Origin of the sequence: Rheinheimera sp. (genome assembly GCF_030824435.1) — a bacterium.
Taxonomy (GTDB): Bacteria; Pseudomonadota; Gammaproteobacteria; order Enterobacterales; family Alteromonadaceae; genus Pararheinheimera.
In genome coordinates this window covers 1-22,211 of record NZ_JAVBXS010000028.1, presented here as the reverse complement: position 1 = coordinate 22,211, position 22,211 = coordinate 1, and the positions used below count along the sequence as shown (strand labels likewise).

At 49.8% G+C, this 22,211-nt stretch carries 23 protein-coding genes; 22 read left to right on the top strand and 1 reads right to left on the bottom strand.

Annotation, left to right across the window (positions count from 1 at the left end; all coding sequences use genetic code 11):
• The first annotated feature begins 28 nt into the window (after positions 1-28).
• Complete coding sequence (locus tag RCH83_RS07535) at positions 29-1,651, top strand: EAL domain-containing protein (protein ID WP_306520678.1); 1,623 nt, start codon at positions 29-31, stop codon at positions 1,649-1,651.
• A 60-nt stretch (positions 1,652-1,711) separates the two neighbouring features.
• Here RCH83_RS07535 and RCH83_RS07530 read toward each other — a convergent pair whose 3' ends face one another.
• A complete protein-coding gene (locus RCH83_RS07530; RefSeq protein WP_306520608.1) occupies positions 1,712-2,644 on the bottom strand; it encodes a 1-aminocyclopropane-1-carboxylate deaminase/D-cysteine desulfhydrase in 933 nt (310 codons plus the stop codon).
• Positions 2,645-2,700: 56 nt separating this feature from the next.
• Here RCH83_RS07530 and RCH83_RS07525 point away from each other — a divergent pair, with 56 nt between their 5' ends.
• The 21 genes from RCH83_RS07525 to RCH83_RS07425 form a co-directional block, all read left to right on the top strand.
• A complete protein-coding gene (locus tag RCH83_RS07525; RefSeq protein WP_306520606.1) occupies positions 2,701-3,660 on the top strand; it encodes a hypothetical protein in 960 nt (319 codons plus the stop codon).
• Positions 3,644-4,366 carry a hypothetical protein gene (locus RCH83_RS07520; RefSeq protein WP_306520604.1) on the top strand — a complete coding sequence of 241 codons (723 nt, stop codon included), beginning with the start codon at positions 3,644-3,646 and terminating at the stop codon, positions 4,364-4,366. Before RCH83_RS07525 ends, RCH83_RS07520 begins: the two co-directional genes overlap by 17 nt.
• A complete protein-coding gene (gspM, locus tag RCH83_RS07515) occupies positions 4,363-5,010 on the top strand; it encodes a type II secretion system protein GspM (protein ID WP_306520602.1) in 648 nt (215 codons plus the stop codon). The genes RCH83_RS07520 and gspM overlap by 4 nt, the downstream gene beginning before the upstream one ends.
• The gene (locus RCH83_RS07510) at positions 4,988-5,302 is read left to right on the top strand and encodes a hypothetical protein (RefSeq protein ID WP_306520600.1); all 315 of its coding nucleotides are present in this window, start codon (positions 4,988-4,990) and stop codon (positions 5,300-5,302) included. Before gspM ends, RCH83_RS07510 begins: the two co-directional genes overlap by 23 nt.
• A gap of 8 nt (positions 5,303-5,310) precedes the next feature.
• A complete protein-coding gene (gene mshL, locus RCH83_RS07505; protein WP_306520598.1) occupies positions 5,311-6,963 on the top strand; it encodes a pilus (MSHA type) biogenesis protein MshL in 1,653 nt (550 codons plus the stop codon).
• Positions 6,964-6,969: 6 nt separating this feature from the next.
• Complete coding sequence (locus RCH83_RS07500; RefSeq protein WP_306520596.1) at positions 6,970-7,869, top strand: ExeA family protein; 900 nt, start codon at positions 6,970-6,972, stop codon at positions 7,867-7,869.
• Positions 7,866-9,140: a hypothetical protein gene (locus RCH83_RS07495; protein WP_306520594.1), complete on the top strand. Its 1,275-nt coding sequence runs from the start codon at positions 7,866-7,868 to the stop codon at positions 9,138-9,140. Before RCH83_RS07500 ends, RCH83_RS07495 begins: the two co-directional genes overlap by 4 nt.
• Before the next feature lie 4 nt (positions 9,141-9,144).
• Positions 9,145-10,881 (top strand): GspE/PulE family protein, encoded by a 1,737-nt coding sequence (locus tag RCH83_RS07490; RefSeq protein ID WP_306520592.1) that lies wholly within the window; start codon positions 9,145-9,147, stop codon positions 10,879-10,881.
• Positions 10,881-12,104, top strand: a complete 1,224-nt coding sequence (locus RCH83_RS07485) for a type II secretion system F family protein (protein ID WP_306520590.1) — start codon at positions 10,881-10,883, stop codon at positions 12,102-12,104. Before RCH83_RS07490 ends, RCH83_RS07485 begins: the two co-directional genes overlap by 1 nt.
• A gap of 88 nt (positions 12,105-12,192) precedes the next feature.
• Entirely contained in the window at positions 12,193-12,753 is a 561-nt protein-coding gene (locus RCH83_RS07480; RefSeq protein ID WP_306520588.1) for a prepilin-type N-terminal cleavage/methylation domain-containing protein, read from the top strand.
• Positions 12,754-12,824: 71 nt separating this feature from the next.
• Positions 12,825-13,307, top strand: coding sequence for a type II secretion system protein (locus RCH83_RS07475; protein ID WP_306520586.1), 483 nt, complete (start codon positions 12,825-12,827; stop codon positions 13,305-13,307).
• Positions 13,308-13,334: 27 nt separating this feature from the next.
• Positions 13,335-13,817, top strand: coding sequence for a prepilin-type N-terminal cleavage/methylation domain-containing protein (locus RCH83_RS07470; RefSeq protein ID WP_306520584.1), 483 nt, complete (start codon positions 13,335-13,337; stop codon positions 13,815-13,817).
• Positions 13,811-14,386: a prepilin-type N-terminal cleavage/methylation domain-containing protein gene (locus RCH83_RS07465; RefSeq protein ID WP_306520582.1), complete on the top strand. Its 576-nt coding sequence runs from the start codon at positions 13,811-13,813 to the stop codon at positions 14,384-14,386. Before RCH83_RS07470 ends, RCH83_RS07465 begins: the two co-directional genes overlap by 7 nt.
• On the top strand, positions 14,386-15,249 hold the full coding sequence (locus RCH83_RS07460; RefSeq protein ID WP_306520580.1) for a type II secretion system protein: 864 nt from the start codon (positions 14,386-14,388) through the stop codon (positions 15,247-15,249). The genes RCH83_RS07465 and RCH83_RS07460 overlap by 1 nt, the downstream gene beginning before the upstream one ends.
• Positions 15,239-15,655, top strand: a complete 417-nt coding sequence (locus tag RCH83_RS07455; RefSeq protein WP_306520578.1) for a type II secretory pathway component — start codon at positions 15,239-15,241, stop codon at positions 15,653-15,655. Before RCH83_RS07460 ends, RCH83_RS07455 begins: the two co-directional genes overlap by 11 nt.
• Entirely contained in the window at positions 15,655-18,270 is a 2,616-nt protein-coding gene (locus RCH83_RS07450) for a DUF6701 domain-containing protein (protein WP_306520576.1), read from the top strand. The genes RCH83_RS07455 and RCH83_RS07450 overlap by 1 nt, the downstream gene beginning before the upstream one ends.
• A 257-nt stretch (positions 18,271-18,527) precedes the next feature.
• Positions 18,528-19,571 (top strand): rod shape-determining protein, encoded by a 1,044-nt coding sequence (locus RCH83_RS07445; RefSeq protein WP_260655439.1) that lies wholly within the window; start codon positions 18,528-18,530, stop codon positions 19,569-19,571.
• A gap of 25 nt (positions 19,572-19,596) precedes the next feature.
• Entirely contained in the window at positions 19,597-20,481 is an 885-nt protein-coding gene (mreC, locus tag RCH83_RS07440; protein ID WP_306520574.1) for a rod shape-determining protein MreC, read from the top strand.
• A complete protein-coding gene (gene mreD / locus RCH83_RS07435; RefSeq protein ID WP_306520572.1) occupies positions 20,481-20,963 on the top strand; it encodes a rod shape-determining protein MreD in 483 nt (160 codons plus the stop codon). Before mreC ends, mreD begins: the two co-directional genes overlap by 1 nt.
• A gap of 1 nt (position 20,964) precedes the next feature.
• Positions 20,965-21,540 (top strand): nucleoside triphosphate pyrophosphatase, encoded by a 576-nt coding sequence (locus RCH83_RS07430; RefSeq protein WP_306520570.1) that lies wholly within the window; start codon positions 20,965-20,967, stop codon positions 21,538-21,540.
• The coding region (locus RCH83_RS07425; RefSeq protein WP_306520568.1) for a ribonuclease E/G at positions 21,537-22,211 on the top strand (675 nt) is incomplete at its 3' end. The genes RCH83_RS07430 and RCH83_RS07425, both read left to right, overlap by 4 nt.

Genomic DNA, 22,211 nt, shown 5'->3' with positions numbered 1-22,211 from the left:
TAATAAAATGGAGGTGATTGTGAGCAAGATGGGATTTTTGTGGCAACGGTATGGACGCTGGGGCTGGTTGTTGCTGTTATTGGTGCTGGCCGATCTGGCTTTGCTGCTGGTGAGTCAGACACAACAAGCTGAAACTGGTTTTGGTCTTTTGGCTTATCTGCTTTTTGACCTGATGCTGGTACTGCCGCTCTGGTTGTTATTGGGGCAACTTGAACGCAGCAAACAGCAGCTGCAGGAGATGGCCACTTTAACAACCCAACTGGATGCGTTAATGCAGCAGGCGCATCTGCCCTTGTCGCAAAGCGACAGCTTGAGTGCCAAACTGACTTTATTACAACAAAATCAACAAGCTCAGGTGCGGCGTGAACAGGAAATCCGTCATTTGGTGCGGGTGCAGGGCCTGATCGATCACGATCTGGCTATCGGTAACCGCATTTATTTTGAAAGTAAACTGCAACATTATCTGAATGACCCACAAGAGCCAGCTTCAGGCGCGTTATTTTTAATTCAGGTCAGTCATCCGGAAATGTATCTGGAAGTTCCGCTACAGGTGCAGCGGCTGGCCGGTTGTGCTGAGTTGTTAACCCAATTGTCTGCCCATATGCCACAAACAGTGCTGGCGCGTATTGCCGATAATGATCTGGCGGTATTGTTGCCGGGTCTGGCACAAAAAGATGCCGAAATTATGGGTGACCGTATGGCGTCCATCTTAAGCCGCTCCAGTTATTTTGCCGATTATCTGGATTTTGATGTTTTGCATATAGGTTATGTCATTTACCAACAAGGGCAGGGCAGTTATCAGTTGATGGCCGAAGCCGATATGGCGTTAAAAACAGCGCAGTTACAAGGGCCTAATGCCGCTTATGGTTTTTACCCAAGCCATAAACCAAAAATTAAAGGTTCGGTTTGGTGGCGCACTGAACTGACCAACGCTTTAAAAGAACAAAGGTTGATTTTAACTTTTCAGCCGGTGTTTTCCTGGGAACAACATGACGTGATTCAGCATGAAGTGCTGGTACGGTTGCAAAGCAGTGAAGGCGATAAACTGAATGCGGCGGTATTTTTGCCGATGGCGGCCAATTGTGGTTTAACCCAGGCCATTGACCAATATGTGTTACTTAAAGCGGCAAAACTCTGTCAGCTGGAAAATTTTGGTGCCAACAGGTGTAGTGTCAATCTGGCGGTGGAAACTTTGCTCAGTAACGAATGGCGGTTATGGCTGAGTGAGATGTTAGCGCAGGGGCAGGTGAATGCCCGGCAGTTTGCTTTTGAAGTGGACGAATACCATCTGCAAAAAAATTACCGCAAATTAAAACCTGTGTTAAGCCAGCTACAGCAGCAGGGTTTTGCTTTGATCATCGACCATGTGGGTTTATCAATAGATCCTTGTCCTTATCTGGACGATTTACAGGTGGAAGCCATTAAACTGCATCCTTCCGTGGTGCGGCATCTGGATCAGCAGCTGGAACAGCAGCTGTTTGTGCGGGGTTTAATCAGCTGCCATACCAATAAGGGTGTGCGGGTCATTGCCACTGGTGTCGAAACCTTAAAAGAATGGCAGGTACTGCAAAAACTCGGTGTCAGTGGTGCTCAGGGTTATTATTTCAGTCAGCCACTTGCCCGTATTATTCCGCAAGACCAGCCCCACTAAAATGCTGATATAACACTAAAATAACAATGCCGGCCCGACGCCGGCATTGTTATTTGTGGCTTATAGCGGTTTTAACAGCTGCAGCTGAGCTTCTGTGATCAAAGCACGATGATGTAAACCGGACAGCCCCTGTAAACCGCCGGTATGAAAAAACGCAATATTGCTACCAGCGGCAAAGTCACCCTGTTGCGCCCATAACATTAAACTTTGCAGTGCTTTGCCGCTGTAGACAGGTTCAGTATAAATTTGTTGCTGCCGGGCCAGTTGCAGGCAAAACTGCAAAGTATCCTGATTAAATTTGCCATAAGGACGCCCGCTCTGTTCATGACGCAGTTGCCAGTTATTGCTGGCTTTAGCGGGCAATAACTGCCGCACTCTGTCCGGCAGCGATTTATCTTTGACCACCGAAATCCCCAGCACAGAAGTACCGGGATGTGCTGTCGCCACACCGGCCAGAGTGCCGCCACTGGCGCAGGCCATTGCCATCAGGCTGGCCGGGCCCGCCGGAGTTTGTTGCAGCTGCAGTTCGGCAAGGCCGGGCAAAGCCAAAGGGCTGCTGCCGCCTTCAGGCACCAGCAGATAATCCGGATACTGCCGGCTCAGTTCAGTCAGAAACTCTTCCTGCTGTTTTTGCCGGTATTGCTCAGGGCTTACAAACAGCAGCTGCATGCCCAGTTCACGGCAACGTTGTAAGGTTGGATTGTGCAGATCCGGTTGATGGCTGCGCACAACACCAACAGTTGCAAAACCAAAATAGTGCCCTGCCGCTGCCAAAGCCAACAGATGATTAGAAAAGGCACCACCAAAACTGAGAATTCCGGTTTTGTTATGTTGTTGTATTTGCTGGATGTGATACTTTAGTTTTAACCATTTATTCCCGGCGATGTCAGGCACCCGACAACGCAGTGTGGCAATCCAAAGCTGGACTTGCCGCGCCGCCAGTTGGTTGTCAACAAGGAGCTGCCACTGCAGCTGATAAAACGGATCGGACATTTCAGCACCCCGGGGAACCACAAGCAGCAGATTATACATAGTCTCAGGGCTGAATAATGTTTGAAAAGTTAGCCGGCATGATCAATTGGGGTCAATCCCTTGCAAAACCAGCGGCGCATCTTGCGGCCGTCTATTTACATAGTGATTATCTGAAACTGGTGTTGTTACAAAGCACAGGGTTAAAGGTGATTAAAGTGGAAACTCTGTTGCCTGGCGACCACGGTTCAGTGCAGGACATGCTGTTGCAGCTGTGTGCTGAGTTGCCAGCCAGCACCGATCTCTGTCTGGTGCTGAGTAGCGACCGCTATCAGCTGGTGCAACTGGATAAACCTGCAGTAAAACAGGAAGAAATGTTACAGGCGCTGCCCTGGCTGGTGCGTGAGCTGACGTCAGTGCCGGTAGAAGATATGTTGCTGGATTATCTGGATTTACCCGAACACACCAGCGCTCAGGGCGCCCGCATTAACGTTGTGGTCAGTTCTAAAAGCAGCCTGCTGGAGTTATGTCGTGCTTTACAACGAAAAAACATCCGCCTGAAGAATATTCAGCCTGAAGAGTGGTTGCCGCGCAATTTAGTGCCGGTACAAAGCAGCGCCGTGATGCTGCTGGTGCATCAGCCAGGTCAGGAACTAAGCCTGCAAATTGTGAAGCAGGGCATGTTGTATTTTTCCCGTAAACTGCGTGGTTTTACCCGTATCGACCAATATGAAATGGCAGAGCTGCGCCAGGGCATGTTGGATAACTTATTGCTTGAAGTGCAGCGTTCTTTGGACTATTTCGAAGGCCAGCTACGACAGGCGCCGGTAAAAGAAATTTTGTTCCAGATAGCCACACCGGAATTACCCGCCATAGTGCGTTATTTTGCTGACAATGGTTTTGTGCAGGTCAGGGCCCTTGACCTGAGCCACTGGATGCCAGGCTTTAGTCAGGCCGAACAACAGGATTATTGGTTAACCATGGCGGGGGCTGTCGAATTGTTACAAGCCGGGGAGCAGGCCAATGAAGCTCAGGGTTAATTTATATCAGGCTGTGTTGCAGCCGCGTCACGACAAAATGACTTTGCCGCAGCTGCGTCGCGCCACAGCTTTGGTGCTGCTGTTATTGTTGGCCAGCAGCGGCGTTGTGTACCAGCAATTGTCGGCCGCTGAACAACAGCAGCAATTGGTGTTACAACAACAAAAAAACAAATTAAAAGAGCTGGAACTGTATCAGCAGGCACTGGCGGCACGTCAACCTTCAATGCAGTTGCAGCAACAGTCTGATCTGTTGCAACAAAGCATTACGCAAAAGCAACAATTGCTCAGTTATCTGCAGCAGGAAAGTAATAAAGCCCCGCCGCAATATGCCGGGGTGATGCAGCATCTGCACAACATAGATCCCAAAGGACTGTGGCTGACCGGTTTTTCGCTTGGCACCATAGAACAATTTGATGGCATAACCAGTGATGGTGTTTTATTGCCGGTTTGGTTACAAGCGCTGGGCAAAGCACCTGGTTTGCAGGGACTAGAGTTTAGCCTGGTGAAACTGCAACCGCTGGCCGAAGGGCGTTACCGGCAGTTTTCGGTGTTGGCCAGCAGCAAAGCTGCAGAAAACCTCAGCGGTTTGCTCCAAACACCGGCCGCAGTGCCAGCCGCAGTGCCGGCTGCCCCGGCCGCTTTGTCTCCCGCGGCAGAAGCTGCACAGGAACTAAAAAATAACGGCAGCAGCGGAGGTCAGCCATGAGTCTGATGCAGCAGTGGGAAGAGCGGTTTTTACAGTTTCAGTTACGTGAACGTTATCTGATAAGCGGCGCTGTGATTATTTTATTGCTCTGGTGTGGTTTGTTGTATCTGGTGCAGCCGTTGTGGGCTGAAACACAAAAGCTTGAACAACAAAATCAGCGTACTACAAAGCAGTTAGTGGTGTTGCAACAACAGATAGATGAAGTGCAGCAGGCTTTGAAACAGGATCCGGATGAACAACTGCAACTGAACATTAATGCCCTGACAGCCAGGGAAACTCAGTTATTGCAACAAATCCGCAGTATGACGGGCCGTTATATCAGCGCCAGTCAAATGGTGCAGTTGCTGCAGGATGTGTTGGCCAGCCAGCCTGGTGTCAGCTTGTTGGCCATGGAAAACCTGCCAGCCAAAGCTGTGACTTTGCCCGGACTTGCCAGCGAGAAGCCACTGTTATACCGCCATGGCACCAAACTGGTGTTTCAGGGCACTTATGCTGCATTGCAGCAGTTGTTGGGTCATCTGGAGCAATTGCCCTGGCAGCTGCACTGGGCGCAACTGAACTACAAAGTCAGTCAGTTTCCCAAAGCTGAATTACAGCTTGAACTTGAAACGGTAAGTGAACATGACAGCTATTTACAGATTTAATCTGACGTTTTGCTTGCTGTTATGCAGCAGCATGGCTTTTGCCGACCCGACCGCACCTGAAGCAGAGCTGCAAACTGAAGCCACTGCTGCTGTTGCACCACAAGCTTTGCCAAAACTCAGCCTGATCCGCAGCCAGGGCCGCAGTTTTCAGGCCTTGATTGACGGTGTGCTGGTGAAAACAGGTGACAAAGTCGGGGCTTATCAGGTGCAGAGTATCAGCGCCAGCCAGGTCATATTGCAGCAGGGCGACAAACGTCTGCAGCTGAATTTATTTAACAGAACAACAAAGTAGTGAACCCTATGCGAACACAACTAAGTTTATTAGCCAGCCTGGTGTTAGTCAGCGCCTGTCAGAGTTTTGAAGCGCCAAAAGCGGCCAGCAATACCAGTGCAGAACTGACCAAATTACAACAACCTGCCAAAACTCCTCCTTTGCAGGTACCCTCAGCAGTGACAGATGAACTGATGACACCTATGGCGCCGCCGGTGGCCGCCAATTTGTTGTTGCCACGTATTAATGTGTCGGCGCTGAATGTGGCTATGCCCGACTTTTTTGCGTCTCTGGTGGCCGACACCGAACAAAGCATAGTGGTGCACCCCGCGGTGCAAGGCCAAATCAGTCTGCAGCTAAAACAGGTCACTTTGCCTGAAGTGATGCAGGTGGTGCAGCAGATGTACGGTTTTGATATCCGCCAGCAAGGCAATGTCTGGCAGGTGTATCCGGCCGGGCTACGTACAGAAACCATAGCGGTGAATTATCTGCTGATGCAACGCATGGGTATGTCGTCTATTGCGGTGAATTCAGGTGGTGTGTCACAGGACAGTCAGAGCAACAGAAATGGCAATAACCGCAATAATCAAAACGGCCAGAACAACCAGAATAATCAAAACAATGATCAGAACAACGGCCAACAGAATAATCAGCAGCAATTTAACGGCAGCATGATTCAAAGCGGCAGCAAAACTGATTTCTGGAAAGATCTGGAAAAAGCAGTCACCGGTATTTTAGGCGGCGGTGAACAACGTACAGTTGTGGTGTCACCTCAGGCCGGTTTAGTGACAGTCAGGGGCATGCCGGACGAAATTGCCGCAGTACGGGCTTTTTTAACCCAGTCGGAACAACATCTGCAGCGTCAGGTGATTCTGGAAGCCAAAATTATTGAAGTGACCTTAAGTGATGATTATCAACAAGGTATCAACTGGCAAAATGCGTTGACCAATATTGATTCCACCAGCATCCGCATTAACAATGCCGCCGGTAACTTTGGTAACCCTATTAACACTGCTATTGGCGGTCTCACCAGCATTTCGTTTCAGAATGCCGATTTTAGTGGTGTGATTAGCCTGCTGGAAACCCAGGGTGATGCGCAGGTGTTATCAAGCCCGCGTGTTACCGCCATTAACAACCAAAAAGCAGTGATTAAAGTGGGTCAGGACGAATATTTTGTCACTGAAATTTCCAGTAATACCACAACTGCCGCCAATGGCGTGCAAAACACCACACCTACGGTGATTTTGCAGCCGTTTTTCTCCGGCATCGCGCTGGACGTTACCCCACAAATTGACCAGAACGGCCAGGTGATTTTGCATGTGCATCCTTCGGTCACTGAAACCGCTGAACAAACCAAAACAGTGCAGCTGAGCGACGACAAAATAGTGTTGCCGCTGGCGCAAAGTAACATCCGCGAGTCGGACACTATTATCAAAGCCAGCAATGGTGAAATTGTGGTGATTGGCGGTTTGATGCAAACAGTGATCACCGACACTGAAAGTGGCGTGCCGGGTTTGATGTCGATACCTGTGGTTGGTTCTTTATTTAAATCCATGAGCAAAACCGAAAAGAAAAAAGAGCTGGTGATTTTGCTGAAACCAACAGTGGTGCAGGCTGGCGTCTGGCAACAACAAATTCAGCAGTCCGGTAGTCAGGTGCAGGACTGGGCAGAGCAGCGGTAATTTTTGATGATGTACCTTGCGCATTACGGCATGTCAGAGGCACCTTTTGGCCTGACGCCTAACACGGCTTTTTATGTGGATTTGCCTATCCACCAACAAGCCATGGCGGTGCTGACAGTGGCATTGGCGCAAGGTGAAGGTTTTATTAAAGTCACAGGCGAAGTAGGTACAGGCAAAACTCTGTTGTGCCGCAAGTTATTACATGAAGCGCCGGAGCATTTTGCTTTGGCTTATCTGCCTGATCCTCATTTGTCGCCGCTTGAACTGCGTTGGGCTCTGGCGCTGGAACTGGGGTTAAAACATTCCGGCAATATTGACCCTCAGCAGCTGGGGCAATTGTTGCAACGCCAGTTGCTGCTGTTGGCGCAACAACAAAAACAAGTGGTGTTATTAATTGACGAAGCTCAGGCTTTGCCGGATGAAACTTTAGAAACTTTGCGGCTGCTGACAAATCTCGAAACCGAACAACGCAAGTTATTGCAAGTGGTGCTGTTTGGTCAGCCGGAGCTGAATCAGCGGCTGGCTTTGTATCAGTTCCGTCAGCTGCGCCAGCGCATCAGCTTTTCTTATGATTTGTCGGTGTTAAACCGCGCCCAGGTGGCTTGTTATGTGCGTGCCCGTTTGCAGCTGGCTGGTGTTACTACCCCCATTTTTAGTCAGCCAGCTTTGTGGTTGTTGCATTTTTACAGCAGGGGCATACCAAGGCTGATTAATATTCTGGCGCATAAAGCTTTGATGTTGGGTTTTGGTAAAGCAACACAACGGCTGGGTTATTATCAGATAGTACAGGCAGCACGTGACACCGATGATGTACAGGCTGTTGTGCGCTGGTGGCCCTGGTCCGGGGTGTTAGGTTCTGCAGTGTTGGCAGCATTATGGTATTGGTTGCCCGGAGGCTGGTGGTGAGTGTCATCAATCAGATGTTAAAAGACCTTGATAAACAACAGGGTAAAAAAGGTCCTGCTGTTGTCAGCCAAAGGCCCAGTTTCCCGCGCCCTGCACCTGGTAACAGCCGGAAATTTTTGTTGATTGGGTTGGCGTTAGCCGCTGTTGGGCTCTGGTTTGGTATCAAAGCCCCAATCAGCTTGCCGGCCTTGTTCAGCAGCGCCAACACAGAACCGGCAATTGCTGCTGTAGCAACCACAGCACCCACCCAGACAACTCAGACCACGGCGCCGCAAGCTGCAAAACCAGAAGCTGTAGTGCTGCCGGTCACAACCCAGAGTGTAACGAACACTCAGAATGCAGCGGATCCCCGGAGTGTAACGGGCCCTCAGACTGCAACAAGCACTCAGGGGACTGCAGAAACGACCACAGCAGTGGCGCCGCAGCCTTTGGCGCAACAGCAATATCAGACGGACCCGGACAATACGGCGGCAGTTGAGCCGCAGCAGCCAGCTCCTGAGCAGGTCAGCCTCACAACTGCAGAAAACACCACAGCAGCTACAACACAAATAAACGCAACAGCCTCAGCAACAGTCTGGCAAGCAGAAACAACAGCAGGCAGCAACAGTTATCCGTCAGCACAACCGGCTGAATTTGCAGACGAAAGCACAGCGGCGCAGCAGTCCGGGCCTTCATCTATGCAGGTGGAACAGGTGGCTTTTGATATTACAACGCAGCTGCAACGCCTGAAAGCACAGGCGACAGCAGCACTTGGCAATGGCCATTATCAGGACTTACAACAAAAGGCGCAGCAGTATATTCAGCTGGCACCGGATGATGTACAGGGTTATGAGTGGCTTTCAGAAAGTTATCGCCAGTTGCAGCAGTGGCAGGCTTTGCAGCAGCTGTTACAACTTTGCCAGCAGCTGGATCTGGGCTCAGATTTGTTGTTATTACAACAAGGCCGGTTAGCCAGTCAGCTGAAAAACTGGCCACAAGCCGAACAAGCGCTGCTGCAGATAAGTCCGGGTTTTGAAACTCTGGAAGTGTTGCAGCTCAAAGCCAATGTGTTGCAGCAACAACAAAAACTGCAGCAAGCTTTGTTGGCATGGCAGCAGCTCACCAGTTTACAACCAGGTTTTGGCCGTGGCTGGTTGGGGCAGGCGTTGGTACTTGATCAACAAGGCCAAAAACAGCAGGCTAAACAGGCATATCAGCAGGCTTTAACCGCAGGCGGGCTGTCAGCCGCTACAGTGCAATTTATTCAACAACGCTTAGTCCAGGCAGAGTGATCCAATGCAAAGACCCCGTTTAAAAATGCGACTTGGTGATTTGTTGGTGCATGAAGGCATCATCACTGAACAACAACTGAGTCGGGCTCTGGCCGAACAAAAAACCACGGGCCGCAAACTTGGCGCCAGCCTGATTGATTTGGCTTTTTTAACTGAAGATCAGTTATTACAGTTTTTGGCGCAGCAGCTGAATGTATCCTTTTTGGATATCAGCCAGCGCCGTATTGACCCTAAAGCTGCGCAGTTATTGCCGGAAGTGCATGCCCGTCGTTTAAGAGCGCTGGTGCTGGAAGACAGAGGTGAGTCGGTGTTACTCGGCATGAGCGACCCGGCCGACTTATCTATTCTGGACCAGATAGCGCCGCTGCTTGAACCCAAAATGATCGACATTGCCGTGGTGCGGGAAAGTCAGCTGATTGAAGCTTTTAACAACCTGTACCGGCGTACCAAAGAAATTGAAAGCATCGCGCATCAGCTGCAGGAAGAATACGAAGACACAGATGCCATTGATTTTTCTGCATTAAGCAGCGACAACGACAAAGACAACACCATAGTGCGTTTGTTGCAGTCGTTGTTTGAAGACGCGGTGCAGGTTAGGGCGTCCGATATTCATATTGAACCCGATGAGCATGTATTGCGCATTCGCCAGCGGGTGGATGGTGTGCTGCAGGAAAGCATTTTAAAAGAAACCGGCATCGCCTCTGCGTTAGTGCTCAGGTTAAAACTGATGGCCGCTTTGGATATTTCGGAAAAACGCTTGCCACAGGATGGTCGTTTTCAAATTAAAGTCAAAGGCCATACCATTGATGTGCGGATGTCGACCATGCCGGTGCAGTATGGCGAGTCTGTGGTGATGCGTTTGCTGGACCAGTCGGCCGGCTTATTGTCGCTGGACGAAACCGGCATGCCGGATCATTTATTAAAAAAATTACGCCGTATTATCCAAAGCCCACACGGTATGGTGCTGGTGACAGGGCCGACCGGTTCGGGCAAAACCACCACTTTGTATGGGGTGCTCAGTGAGCTGAACCAGGCCGGTGTAAAAATAATCACAGTGGAAGACCCGGTGGAATACCGTTTACCCCGGATTAATCAGGTACAGATTAACCATAAAATCGGCCTCGATTTTGCCAGTGTGCTCAGAACCAGCTTACGGCAAGACCCCGACATTCTGATGGTCGGTGAAATGCGTGACCAGGAAACGGCCGAAATGGGCTTAAGGGGTGCTTTAACCGGTCACTTAGTGCTTTCGACTTTACACACCAACGATGCTGTCACCAGTACTTTGCGGCTGATTGATATGGGCGCTGCACCTTATCTGGTGGCCAGTGCTTTGCGGGCTATTCTGGCGCAGCGTTTAGTGCGGCGTATTTGCCCCCATTGTAAACATCCTTATCAGCCCGATGAGCTGGAACAAACCTGGTTAAAACACTTTAAAGCCCGTGATGAGATGAAATTCTGGCAAGGCCGCGGTTGTCAGTCCTGTAATTACAGTGGATATAAAGGCCGTTTGGGGGTGTTTGAACTGCTGGTGATTAACAAACCTCTGGCCGATGCCTTGCGCCGCAATGACGCTGAAGATTTTGCCCATATTGCTTATCAGAACAGTGACTTTAAAACTCTGGGTAATATGGCGCTGGATTATGCACAACAAGGTGTCACTACCCTGGAAGAAGTGATTAAAGTATCGGAATATGTCGAGCTTGATGATTTAAAGGCGGATGAAGGGGCAAGCTTCTGATGGCCAATTTCCGTTATGCCGCCCGCGACAATCAGGGCCAGCCACAAAATGGCGTGCTGGAAGCCACCAGTGAAATGGCGGCGGCGGATTTACTCAGCAGACGTGGTTTAATACCGCTGAAAATTGAATTGCTGCCGGAGCCCGGCGCGTCCATCTGGCAGTTAAAATTGGGTGGACCTCAGGTTGGTTTAACTGAGCTGATTGTATTTTCGCGCCAGATGTATTCACTGATGAAAGCCGGTATTCCTATTATCCGCGCTATCCGTGGGTTGGCTGAAAGTACGGCCTCTAAGTCTTTACGTGTGGTGTTGTCCGATTTAGCCGACCAGCTGGAAAAAGGCCGTAATTTGTCGGTGGCGCTGGCCAGTCACCCCAAAGTATTTAACCGGCTGATTGTCAGTATTGTGCATGTGGGTGAAAACACCGGCCGGCTGGATGATGCTTTTTTGCAGTTATCCGATTATTTTGAGCAGGAACAGGAAACCCGCAAACAAATTACTCAGGCCACCCGTTACCCGATTTTTGTATTAACCGCCATTGTGATTGCCATGGTGATCCTGAATATTTTTGTGATCCCGCAGTTTGCCAGTATGTTTGCCAAGTTTAATGCCGAGTTGCCCTGGGCCACTCAGGTGTTACTGGCCACCTCCAATTTTTTTATCAACTATTGGCACTGGCTGTTATTGGCCACGCTGGCGCTTAGTTATGCGTTGTACCGTTATTTACAAACGCCTGATGGTAGCTATCGCTGGAGCAAGTTAAAACTCAGGTTGCCTATCATGGGTGACATTATTAACAGAGCGACCCTTGGCCGTTATGCCCGCAGTTTTTCGTTGATGTTAAGGGCTGGTGTGCCGCTGACCTCAGCACTGAGCCTGGTGGCTGATGCTGTGGACAACGATTATATGGGCGAAAAAATCCGCGAAATGCGGCGTAACATAGAACGTGGCGAAAGTCTGGTGCGGGTATCAGGCCAGAGCAATTTATTCACCCCGCTGGTGATGCAAATGTTGGCGGTGGGGGAAGAAACAGGGCAAGTCGACGATATGCTGCAGGAAGTAGCGCTGTTTTATGAAAGGGAAGTGGCGTTTGATTTAAAAAGCCTGACAGCCAAAATCGAACCTATCCTGATAGTGATAGTGGCGGTAATGGTGTTGATCCTGGCACTGGGTATCTTTACCCCTATGTGGGACATGCTTAGTGCTTATAAAAAGAGCAGTTAAAACAGCACTTGGCAATAAAGCCAAAAGCTGTCATTAATTACTGATAGTACACACAATAACTTAACTTCTATTTTCTGGAGCAGACAACATGAAATCCATGTCGGGCCGGCAACAAGGTTTTACCTTAATTGAATTAGTGATCGTGATTATTATTCTGGGTTTATTGGCAGCAACTGCCTTACCCCGTTTTTTAAATGTGACAGAGCAGGCAGAAAATGTCTCTGTTGAAGGTACAGCTGGTGGTTTTGCTTCTGCAGTAGGTTTAGTTCGTGCTGCCTGGGAAGTGGCTGGTCGTCCTGCCGGCGTTGCCGGTGTGGTCAACGTTGATTACGACGGTATTCCGGTTTCAGTTGCTACTGCCAATGGTTTCCCGGCTGGTGGTGTCACAGCAGCCAACCTGACAGCAGCTGCTTGTCAGACGGTATTAAGTTCAATTTTCCAGCAGGCGCCAAGTTCAAGCACTACGGCCGCCACTGCTGAAGAATTAGCAGAAGTGAGCTTTTATGTGCGTCTGGCCACCACGCCAAACCGTTGTGTCTATCATCAGACAGCTGGTTTAACTGCAGCACCAACAGATGAAGCCAGCAGCAATGGTTTTACCTATAATCCGGTAAGCGGCCAGGTGAGTTCATTTTTAAATAAACCTTAATCCGTCGTTGTAGTAGTGCTGTTGCACAATGATTGTGTTGACAGCGTATAAACAAAGCATAGAGAGTCGTTATGAAAAAAAATCAGGGTTTTACCTTAGTTGAGCTGGTGATTGTGATTGTGATTTTGGGCATTTTAGCCATCACTGCCGCACCTAAATTTTTAAATTTATCCGGTGATGCCAAAGCCTCAACTTTAAGCGCACTAAAAGGTTCGCTGGAATCGGCTAATGCCATGGTGTACAGCAAAGCGCTGCTGCAAAGCAAAGAAAAAGACGCGACTGCGCTGCTGAGCAACCCAGCGGTCAACGTAGTTTATGGTTACACTCAGGCAACAGTAGCTGATGTGAATCTGGTACTGGAGTTGGACAGCAACGAATGGACAGTGATTGACGATGGCAGTACGCCATCAGCAGCGCCAGGTGACACAGTGGTGATTACCCCGGCAGCGCTGGAGTACGAAACTGACTTAGCCAAAGCCTGTCAGTTGTTATATGTACAAGCAGCCAGCCTGGGTGCCCAACCAACCATTACCCTGCAAACTAACGGCTGTTAATTTAGCCTGCAGGTCAGGATGTTGCTGATGAACGCAAAAACAACCGGCTTTACTCTGGTGGAACTGGTGGTGGTTTTGCTGATCGGCGGCATTCTGGCCGTTACTGCGTTACCGAAATTTTTTACTGTAGATACCGAAGAAGTGCTGGCACAACGTGACCAGCTACTGAGCTTAAGCCAGCAAATTCAGCTGCAAAGTATGCAAGATACCGCGAGCCTCAGCACTTTGTGCCCGACGCTGGTGGTTACCCCGACTGCCGCAGCTATCGCCACGTCCGATCCTTGTTTAGCATCCGCCGGTTTTGCCTTTGATGCCAACAAGCCACAACAAATTGATTTAAGTCAGGCTGCTGTTACCGTCAGCACTGGTGTATTGCCGTTGTTATTAAGATTTGACAGCTGGGGCCGCCCGCTTGGCAGCTGCGCCAATGGTTGTCGGATTGATCTGGAAAAACAAGGCCAACAGGCCAGCCTTTGTATTGCAGCCAGTGGGTATCAAAGCTCATGTTAAAGCTGATGTTAAGACCCGGGTTAAAGCGGCACAGCGGTTTTACGCTGATAGAACTGATTGTTGGTATGGTGGTGCTGGCTATTGCCATTTTAATGATCAGCCAGATCATGGGGCCTATGCTGGTGCGTAGCACCGAACCCTGGCATCAGGTGCGGGCTGCTGAGCTTGGCCATAGTCTGATGAACGAAATAATGGCGTTAAGTTTTGATGAAAACTCCAGCCGCGGCACCAACTTATTACGCTGTAATGAAACAGGCGCCAGCGCCTGTATTGCCACATTACCCGCTTGCCCTGCTACCGGTTTATCGGCGGCAACTGAAGAAGCCAGCCGTGACCTTTATGACGATGTCGACGATTTTCATTGCCTGAATGTTGATGGTGCCAGTCTGGTCAATGTGCTGAACCAGAGTCTGGCCGCGCATTATAAAAACTATCAGGTGTCGGTGCTGGTTAGTTATGCCGGCACTGAAGTTGGCCTTGCCAATACAGCGGCCAAAAAAATCAGCCTGACGGTGACCACACCTGGTGGTGATCTTATTGCCTTTGCCGGTTATAAAGGAAATTGGTAATGCACAGCCAGCCACTGCAAAGCCGCCACATCAGCCGCAGTTTTGGGGTGACGCTGGTTGAACTCATCGTCGTGATGCTGCTTTTGAGTATTCTGGCTGTGGGTGTCACCACTTATGTCCGCCTCGGTGCCGGTATGTATATGGATGCCAACGCAGTACAACAAGTGTTGCAACAAAGCCGTTTTGCGCTGGAGCGGGTGGTGCGTGAAGTGCGTGGCGCTGTGCCAGGCAGCGTGCGGGTGGCGGCCACTGCCGATAACTCAGTGAGTTGTGTTGAATTTGCGCCTTTGGCACAAAGTGGTATTTACCGTGACTTGCCGCTGTATCCGGACCGGCGTAACTGGATAGGTGTCACCAGCCTGAACACTGGCTGGACGGCGCAGCCAGGTCAGCGCCTGACGGTGTACCCAACAGATGCCAGTCATATTTATGCGTTAAATCAGGGCCGCAGTGCCGATGTGGCCACAGTGCAAAATGCGCCGGACGATGCCGACGGTAAAGCCCATACCAGCAGAATCAGTCTGGCTGATATAGGCGCACAGCCTGCCAGTTTTGTCACTGAATCGCCGCAGCGGCGGTTTTATCTGGCGGCGCAGCCGGTCAGTATTTGCCGGGTTGGCGCTGAGCTTCGCCGGTACAGCAATTATGGTTTTTTAGTGGCGCAGCCATTACCGCCACTGGTGAATAGTGATTTATTGGCTGTGGGGCTGAACAATAGCAGCAGCGAAGCCGTATTTAGTTATTCTGGTGCCACTTTAAACCGCGGCGCTATGCTGCATTTATTCTGGCGTTTTAGCCCTGTGGCTTCGCAGGGGCAGGATTTATTTTTTAACCATGAGGTGCATATTCCGAATGTACCCTGATGCTTTTATTAAAAGCTTTAAACAACGCGGCAGTGCGCTGGTGATGGCACTTTTTGTGATTTTGCTGATGTCGGCACTATTGTTATTTTTAGGCCGGCAGCTTATCAGCAGCAGTGTTGCTGTCAGTTACGAAGTGCAGGGCAATCGTGCATTTAATGCGGCTCAATCTGGCTTGCAAACTGGCTTAGTACGGCTGTTTCCAATTATTGGCAGTGCCAGCTGCACCGCCAACAGCACTGTTACTTTTAATACGCCGGGTCTTGACGGTTGCAGCGCCACTTTAAGTTGCGAGCAGCTGGAAAACCCGGATAACAGCGGCAGGCCTTTATATGCACTACAAAGTACAGGACTTTGTACGGCAGGTGATATCAGTACCAGCCGGGTGGTTCGGATGGAGGCTTATTAATGCGTAGTCTGCTGTTGTTGCTGTTGTTGTGCTGCGCTTTAAGTGTTGTGGCCGAAGAATGTGACGATATCTGGCCAAGGGCTGTTACTGAATACAGTGCTGTGCCTGCTGCGGTCAGTTATTCACCGCCAAGTCCAACCAACATCAATAGTTTTTCCGGCAGCTTTGGCCCCGGTGATTACCGCAGTGGCAGCCGGGTGATCCCAAACAATACGGTGCTGACCACCACAGGCGCCACTACCCGTATTTTTGTCAATGGCAACCTGCAACTGAATAACAGTGTGTTGTTAAATGCTTATGGTCCACCGGAAAACCTGTTGATTGTGGTGACAGGCAATCTGACGGTATTTAATAACTCAGTGATCCGCGGTTTTGTACTGGTGGGTGGAACAGTATTTTTTAGCAACAACGCCAGTATTAATGGTGGTTTAACCGCCAAAGGGGATATCAGCGGCTGGAATAACTCAAACGCCACTTATAACCCGTCGGCCTTAACCCGTTTACAGGGTGGCGTGGTATGTAATGGCGCTGCGGCCAGTCAGATTGATCATTTTGAATTTGCCTATTCTGGTCAGGCGCTCACCTGTAAAAACGAAACTTTTACCATTAAAGCCTGTGCCAATGCCTCTTGCAGCCAGTTAATTACCAGCACTGTTGCGGCAACTTTGCAGCCGGCCTCAGGTTGGGTCAGTGGCACTGGTTTGTCGGGCAATGTGCTGAATTTTAGCGGCGGCACCGCCACCGCCACTTTGCAACAAACCACGGCTGCTACCGTGACCGTTGGAGTCAGTAGCTCAACACCGGCGAAAAAAGCCGGCAGTGTCACTTTGTGTGATAACGGCAGTTCTTTGTCTGCCGCCAACTGTAATGTGACTTTTGCCGATGCCGGTTTAGTGTTTGAGGTGCCGGATAAGCTGGCGGGAAAACCGGAAAATGGCATTAAGGTGAAAGCAGTAAAAACTGCTGACAACACTCAGCAATGTGTGCCCGCTTTCGCCAATGTCAGCCGCACTGTGCGTTTTTGGTCGACTTATGTTGACCCCATTGCACCTGTTGCTAATCCGGTGCCGCTGATGACAGTCAATAATCAGACGCTCAACACCAGCTTTGCTACGGGTCGGAATCTACTGCTTAATTTTGACAACAATGGTGAGGCCACTATTGCCGTAAATTACAGCGATGCCGGCAAGCTCCAATTAAACGCCCGTTATACAGGTTCTGTGGCTACTGCTGACAATAATCTGGTGCTGAATGGTGACGATTCATTTGTCAGTTCACCAGCCGGGCTGTGTTTGCAGCTGCAGACGCCGCTTGCTTGTGCTGTGGCAGATGAAACTTGTACTGTGATGGCCAAAGCAGGTGAAAATTTTAACGTAAATATCAGCGCACACAGCTGGCAAAAAGATGACGACGATAACTTTTGTGATAACGGTATTACACCTTCTTTTGAATTGGAGAATATTCCGCTGCAGCACAAGGTGTTGGCACCCGCAGTGACGGCAGGTGGTGTTGATGGCAATTTAGCACCCACCAGCTACAACCATCAGGCGGCGGCCGATGCCATTACCACAGTGGCAGTGAATATTGATGAAGTGGGGGTGTTTGAGCTTGGCAGTAACGAAAGCGCTACTCCGGGTTATCTGGGCGCCAATATTCAGCTAAAAAGCTCGATAGCCAATGCGCAGGCCGCGCTTGGGCGGCTGGTGCCGGCCAGTTTTGAGCTTATCAGCAGCAGTGTCAGTCCGGCCTGTGGCAACTTCAGTTATATGAACCAGTATGCAAAATTAAATTTTGAGCTGGAAGCCCATAATCTGGCCGGTGTGGTGACCACCAATTACCGGGATAGTTTTGCCAAAGCCAAGGCTACTTTAGTGGCAGAAAATAATAATGATGGTGTGGACCGCGGCAGCAGGATTATCGTTGGTGACCCGCCTCTGCCTGAGTTGTTGAGTTGGGATGCAGGTAAAGCCAGTCAGCTGGCCGTGCCTTTCACTTTTGCCAGATTGGCGGTGCCTGCCGCCACTCCCAGCACAGCACTGCCGGATGGACCCTTTAAGGATCTGAAATTAGCTTTGTTACTCGACGACCAGGACGGTGCTGTGACCAAACTGAATGATTTGGATTTAAATGCCAGCACCACAACGGATTGTGATGCAACAGCCGATTGCAGTGCCAAAGTGTTACATAACCTTGATCTGGAATGGCGTTATGGCCGGTTACAGCTAATGAACGCGCTGGGTTCGGAGCAACATGATCTGCCGGTGCAACTCAAAGCCGAATATTTTAACGGCAGTTTATTTGTGCACAATGACCAGGACTCCTGCAGTGTGGTGGAACCTGCCCGTTTAATCATCGACAGCACAGGCCGGCCTGCGATCACTGCGTCAGGCAACGATGCCACTTTGCAGCAAGGCTTAAGCAACGCTTTTGATTTGTTATTACAGGCACCCGGGGTTGAAAGCCGTTATCCGTTGCAGTATCAACTGAGTGATGCGCCCTGGTTGCAGTACGACTGGAACCCAGCCAACGGCCCGACGTTGGAAAACCCACAGGCTGAAGCTGTATTTGGTAGTTTTCGCGGCAACAACAGACAAATTTTCTGGCGGGAAAATTAACCTTTATTCAGCCCACCAGCGTTAACTTTTTTTAAAGAAGCAACCAAAGTCAGATTGCGCAGTCCAATCAGCAGCCTTTGCTGTCATATGCTTTGGCATGAAGCTTGGTTTAATTTTGTAAATGTGTAAGATAGAGCTATTTTCTTGGCGCATTGTTACTTAAAATATGCGCACTTTTTGTCTTGTCGGGACCACAGGGGTATCTTCAGCCCTCCCGACTGTTGTTGGCGCCCCACTAAGTAGGATTAATTCTTTTCATGTTAAAAAAATTACGCGGTTTATTTTCCAACGACCTGTCAATTGACCTGGGCACAGCCAACACCCTTATTTATGTCAAAGATCAAGGCATAGTACTGAACGAACCTTCAGTGGTTGCTATTCGTCAGGAGCGGGCCGGTGGCCCTAAAACAGTGGCCGCTGTGGGTCATGCCGCTAAACGCATGTTAGGCCGTACCCCAGGCAATATTAAAGCTATCCGCCCGATGAAAGACGGTGTAATTGCCGACTTCTATGTCACAGAAAAAATGCTGCAGCATTTTATTAAACAAGCACATAGCAATAGTTTCCTGCGTCCAAGCCCAAGAGTGCTGGTGTGTGTGCCTTGTGGTTCTACCCAGGTAGAACGCCGCGCTATCCGTGAATCAGCTCAGGGCGCCGGAGCCCGTGAAGTCTATTTAATTGACGAGCCAATGGCCGCTGCAATTGGTGCTGGTTTACCAGTATCAGAAGCTACAGGTTCTATGGTGGTGGACATTGGTGGTGGTACTACTGAAGTGGCCATTATTTCGTTAAACGGTGTGGTGTATTCATCTTCAGTGCGTATTGGTGGTGACAAGTTTGATGACGCCATCATCAACTATATCCGTCGTAACTACGGCATTCTGATTGGTGAAGCCACAGCAGAGCGTATTAAAACCGAAATTGGTTCAGCTTACCCAAGTGATGAAATTCTGGAAATTGAAGTGCGCGGCCGTAATCTGGCCGAAGGTGTGCCACGTAGTTTCACTATGACCAGCAATGAAATTTTAGAAGCACTACAAGAACCATTGGCAGGTATAGTTTCTGCCGTAATGGTGGCGCTGGAGCAGTCTCCGCCGGAGCTGGCCTCTGATATTTCTGAACGTGGCATGGTGCTGACCGGTGGTGGTGCGCTGCTGCGTGATTTAGACCGTCTGCTGATGGAAGAAACTGGTATTCCGGTGGTTGTTGCTGAAGATCCACTGACCTGTGTGGCCCGTGGTGGTGGTAAAGCACTGGAAATGATCGACATGCACGGCGGCGATGTGTTCAGTTACGACTAACTGAACCTTCTGCTCAGGGTTAGCCATGAAACCTCTACTTGATCGTGGCCCTTCATTGCCATTGCGGTTGTTTTTTGCCCTGCTGGCAAGTGTTGGGCTTATTACCCTTGATCATTACACCAATAGCTCAGTACAACTGCGGGGATACCTGACGGCGACCGTCAGCCCGTTGTTTTATCTGGCAAATCTGCCGCAAGACATGGTATTTGGTGCGTCCGAACAATTTATGTCACAACAAAAACTGCTGGAAGAAAACCGCACTTTAAAAGACACCTTGTTGTTGCAAAACGGTCAGTTGCAGCGTTTTCAGTTTTTGCAGCAGGAAAATGACAAATTGCGGGCGCTGCTTGGCGCCAGCCCGGTGACTGAAGGTAAAAGGCTGATTGCTGAAGTGCTGGCGGTGTACAGCCATCCCTTTAGTCATCAAATTGTGCTGAATAAAGGTTCACGCGACGGGGTGATAGTGGGCCAACCTTTGATCGACGATTTAGGGGTGTTAGGCCAGGTAGTCAGTGTGGGCCCCAGCAGCAGCAGAGCTTTATTAATTGCTGACAACACCCATGCCATGTCAGCGCGGGTGGAAAGAACAGGGCAAAGTGTGGTGGCTGAAGGGATAGGTCAATCCGATTCATTGCGGTTAATTCATTTGCCACACAGTACTGATATCAGTGAAGGTGATCGTTTGTTAACCTCAGGTCTGGATGGCGTCTTTCCTGAAGGTTATCCGGTGGCCAAAGTAGTGCGGGTGCATCGTGATGCCCGTCAGCCGTTTTTGCAGGTCACTGCCGAACCTTATGCCAAACTGGACCGTATTCGTTATGCCTTGTTGGTGTGGCCCCATCAGGGCATCAGCAGCGCAGATCCACAAATTGTTGAAGAGCTGAAACAAGCCGAACAAGGGCAGGACTGATGCAAAACTCCTGGCGTTTTTTAATTATTCATCTGACCTTGTTGCTGGCGTTATTGCTGAACGTAATGCCTTTGCCCGCTGCGGTGAAATTATTCCGGCCAGACTGGCCTTTATTGGTGCTCTGTTATTGGGTGCTGGCGCTGCCAAACAGAACCAGTATTGGCACTGCTTTTGTGCTGGGTTTTCTGGTCGATGTGATGGTCGGCACTGTGCTGGGTGTCAACGCTTTTGGTTATTCGTTGATATGTTTTATAGTGGCGGCTAACCATTTAAAAATCCGTAACTTTTCGGTGTTACAACAAAGCCTGTTATTTGGTTTGTTGTTGGCGCTGTATCATCTGGTGGTGTTCTGGTTTAGCCATTTCCTGACCGGTGTTTATTTTCGGGCAGCCTATTTATGGCCGGTCGCTACCGGCATGATAGTCTGGCCTTATCTTTTCTGGTTCTTACGCCGTACCAGGCGTCAATTTAAAATTCAGTGATATGCCTAAAATAGCCCTAGCTTCAGCCTCACCCCGTCGCCGTGAACTTTTGTCCCAGCTTGGGGTGGAGTTTGAACTGGTGCGGGGGGATATCGACGAAACCCAATTGCCCGGTGAAGCCGCCACCAACTATGTCCTGCGACTGGCCAGGCAAAAAGCCGCTGCCGGCCTTGCCGCCCAACAAACGACTGAGCCTTTGCCGACCCTTGGAGCTGATACCATAGTGGTAGTGGACGGTGCAGTGCTTGGCAAACCTGCCGATCAAGCCGACTTTTTCCGTATGATGCAGTTGTTGTCAAACCGTCAGCATCAGGTGTACACAGCTATTGCGCTGGCAACGCCAGACCAGATTTGGTCAGACACCATCAAAACCGAGGTCTGGTTTAGCGAATTGTCTGAGCAACAAATGCTGGATTATTGGCACAGTGGTGAACCAACCGACAAAGCCGGTGGTTATGGTATTCAGGGTCTGGCTGGTTGTTTTATTCCGAAAATAAACGGCAGTTATTTTGCCGTGGTTGGCTTACCTTTATATGAAACCGCCCAACTGCTGAATAAGCTGCAGGATAAGCAATGAGCGCAGAACTGTTATTAAACGTCACCCCCAGCGAAACCAGGGTGGCGCTGATTGAAAATGGCGTATTACAGGAAGTGCATATTGAACGTCAGGCCAAACATGGTTTGGTGGGCAACATTTATATCGGCAAAATCAGCCGGGTGCTGCCGGGTATGCAAGCGGCTTTTGTGGATATAGGTCTGGATAAAGCCGCTTTTTTACATGCCTCCGACATAGTGCAACGTGACGCCAGCGATATTGAAGTGAAAGTAAGCACTGTCAAAGACATCCGTTTATTGGTGCATGAAGGCCAATATCTGCTGGTGCAGGTGGTCAAAGACCCTTTGGGCACCAAAGGGGCCAGGCTGACAACAGACATCACTTTACCCTCACGTTATCTGGTATTTATGCCGGGTTCGCCTCATGTCGGTGTGTCGCAACGTATTGAAAGTGAACAGGAACGTCAGCGCTTAAAAGACATTGTCAGCAGTTGCCTGGATGATGACAACGGTGGTTTTATTGTCCGTACCGCTGCCGACGGTGCTTGTGAAGTTGAGTTGGTACAGGACGCCCGTTTTTTAAAAAAACTCTGGAGTAAAATTCAGAAGCGCAAACAAAAACATCGTAAAGAAGCCATGTTGTATGAAGATTTAACCTTGGCTTTTCGCATTCTGCGGGATTTTGTTGGCAGC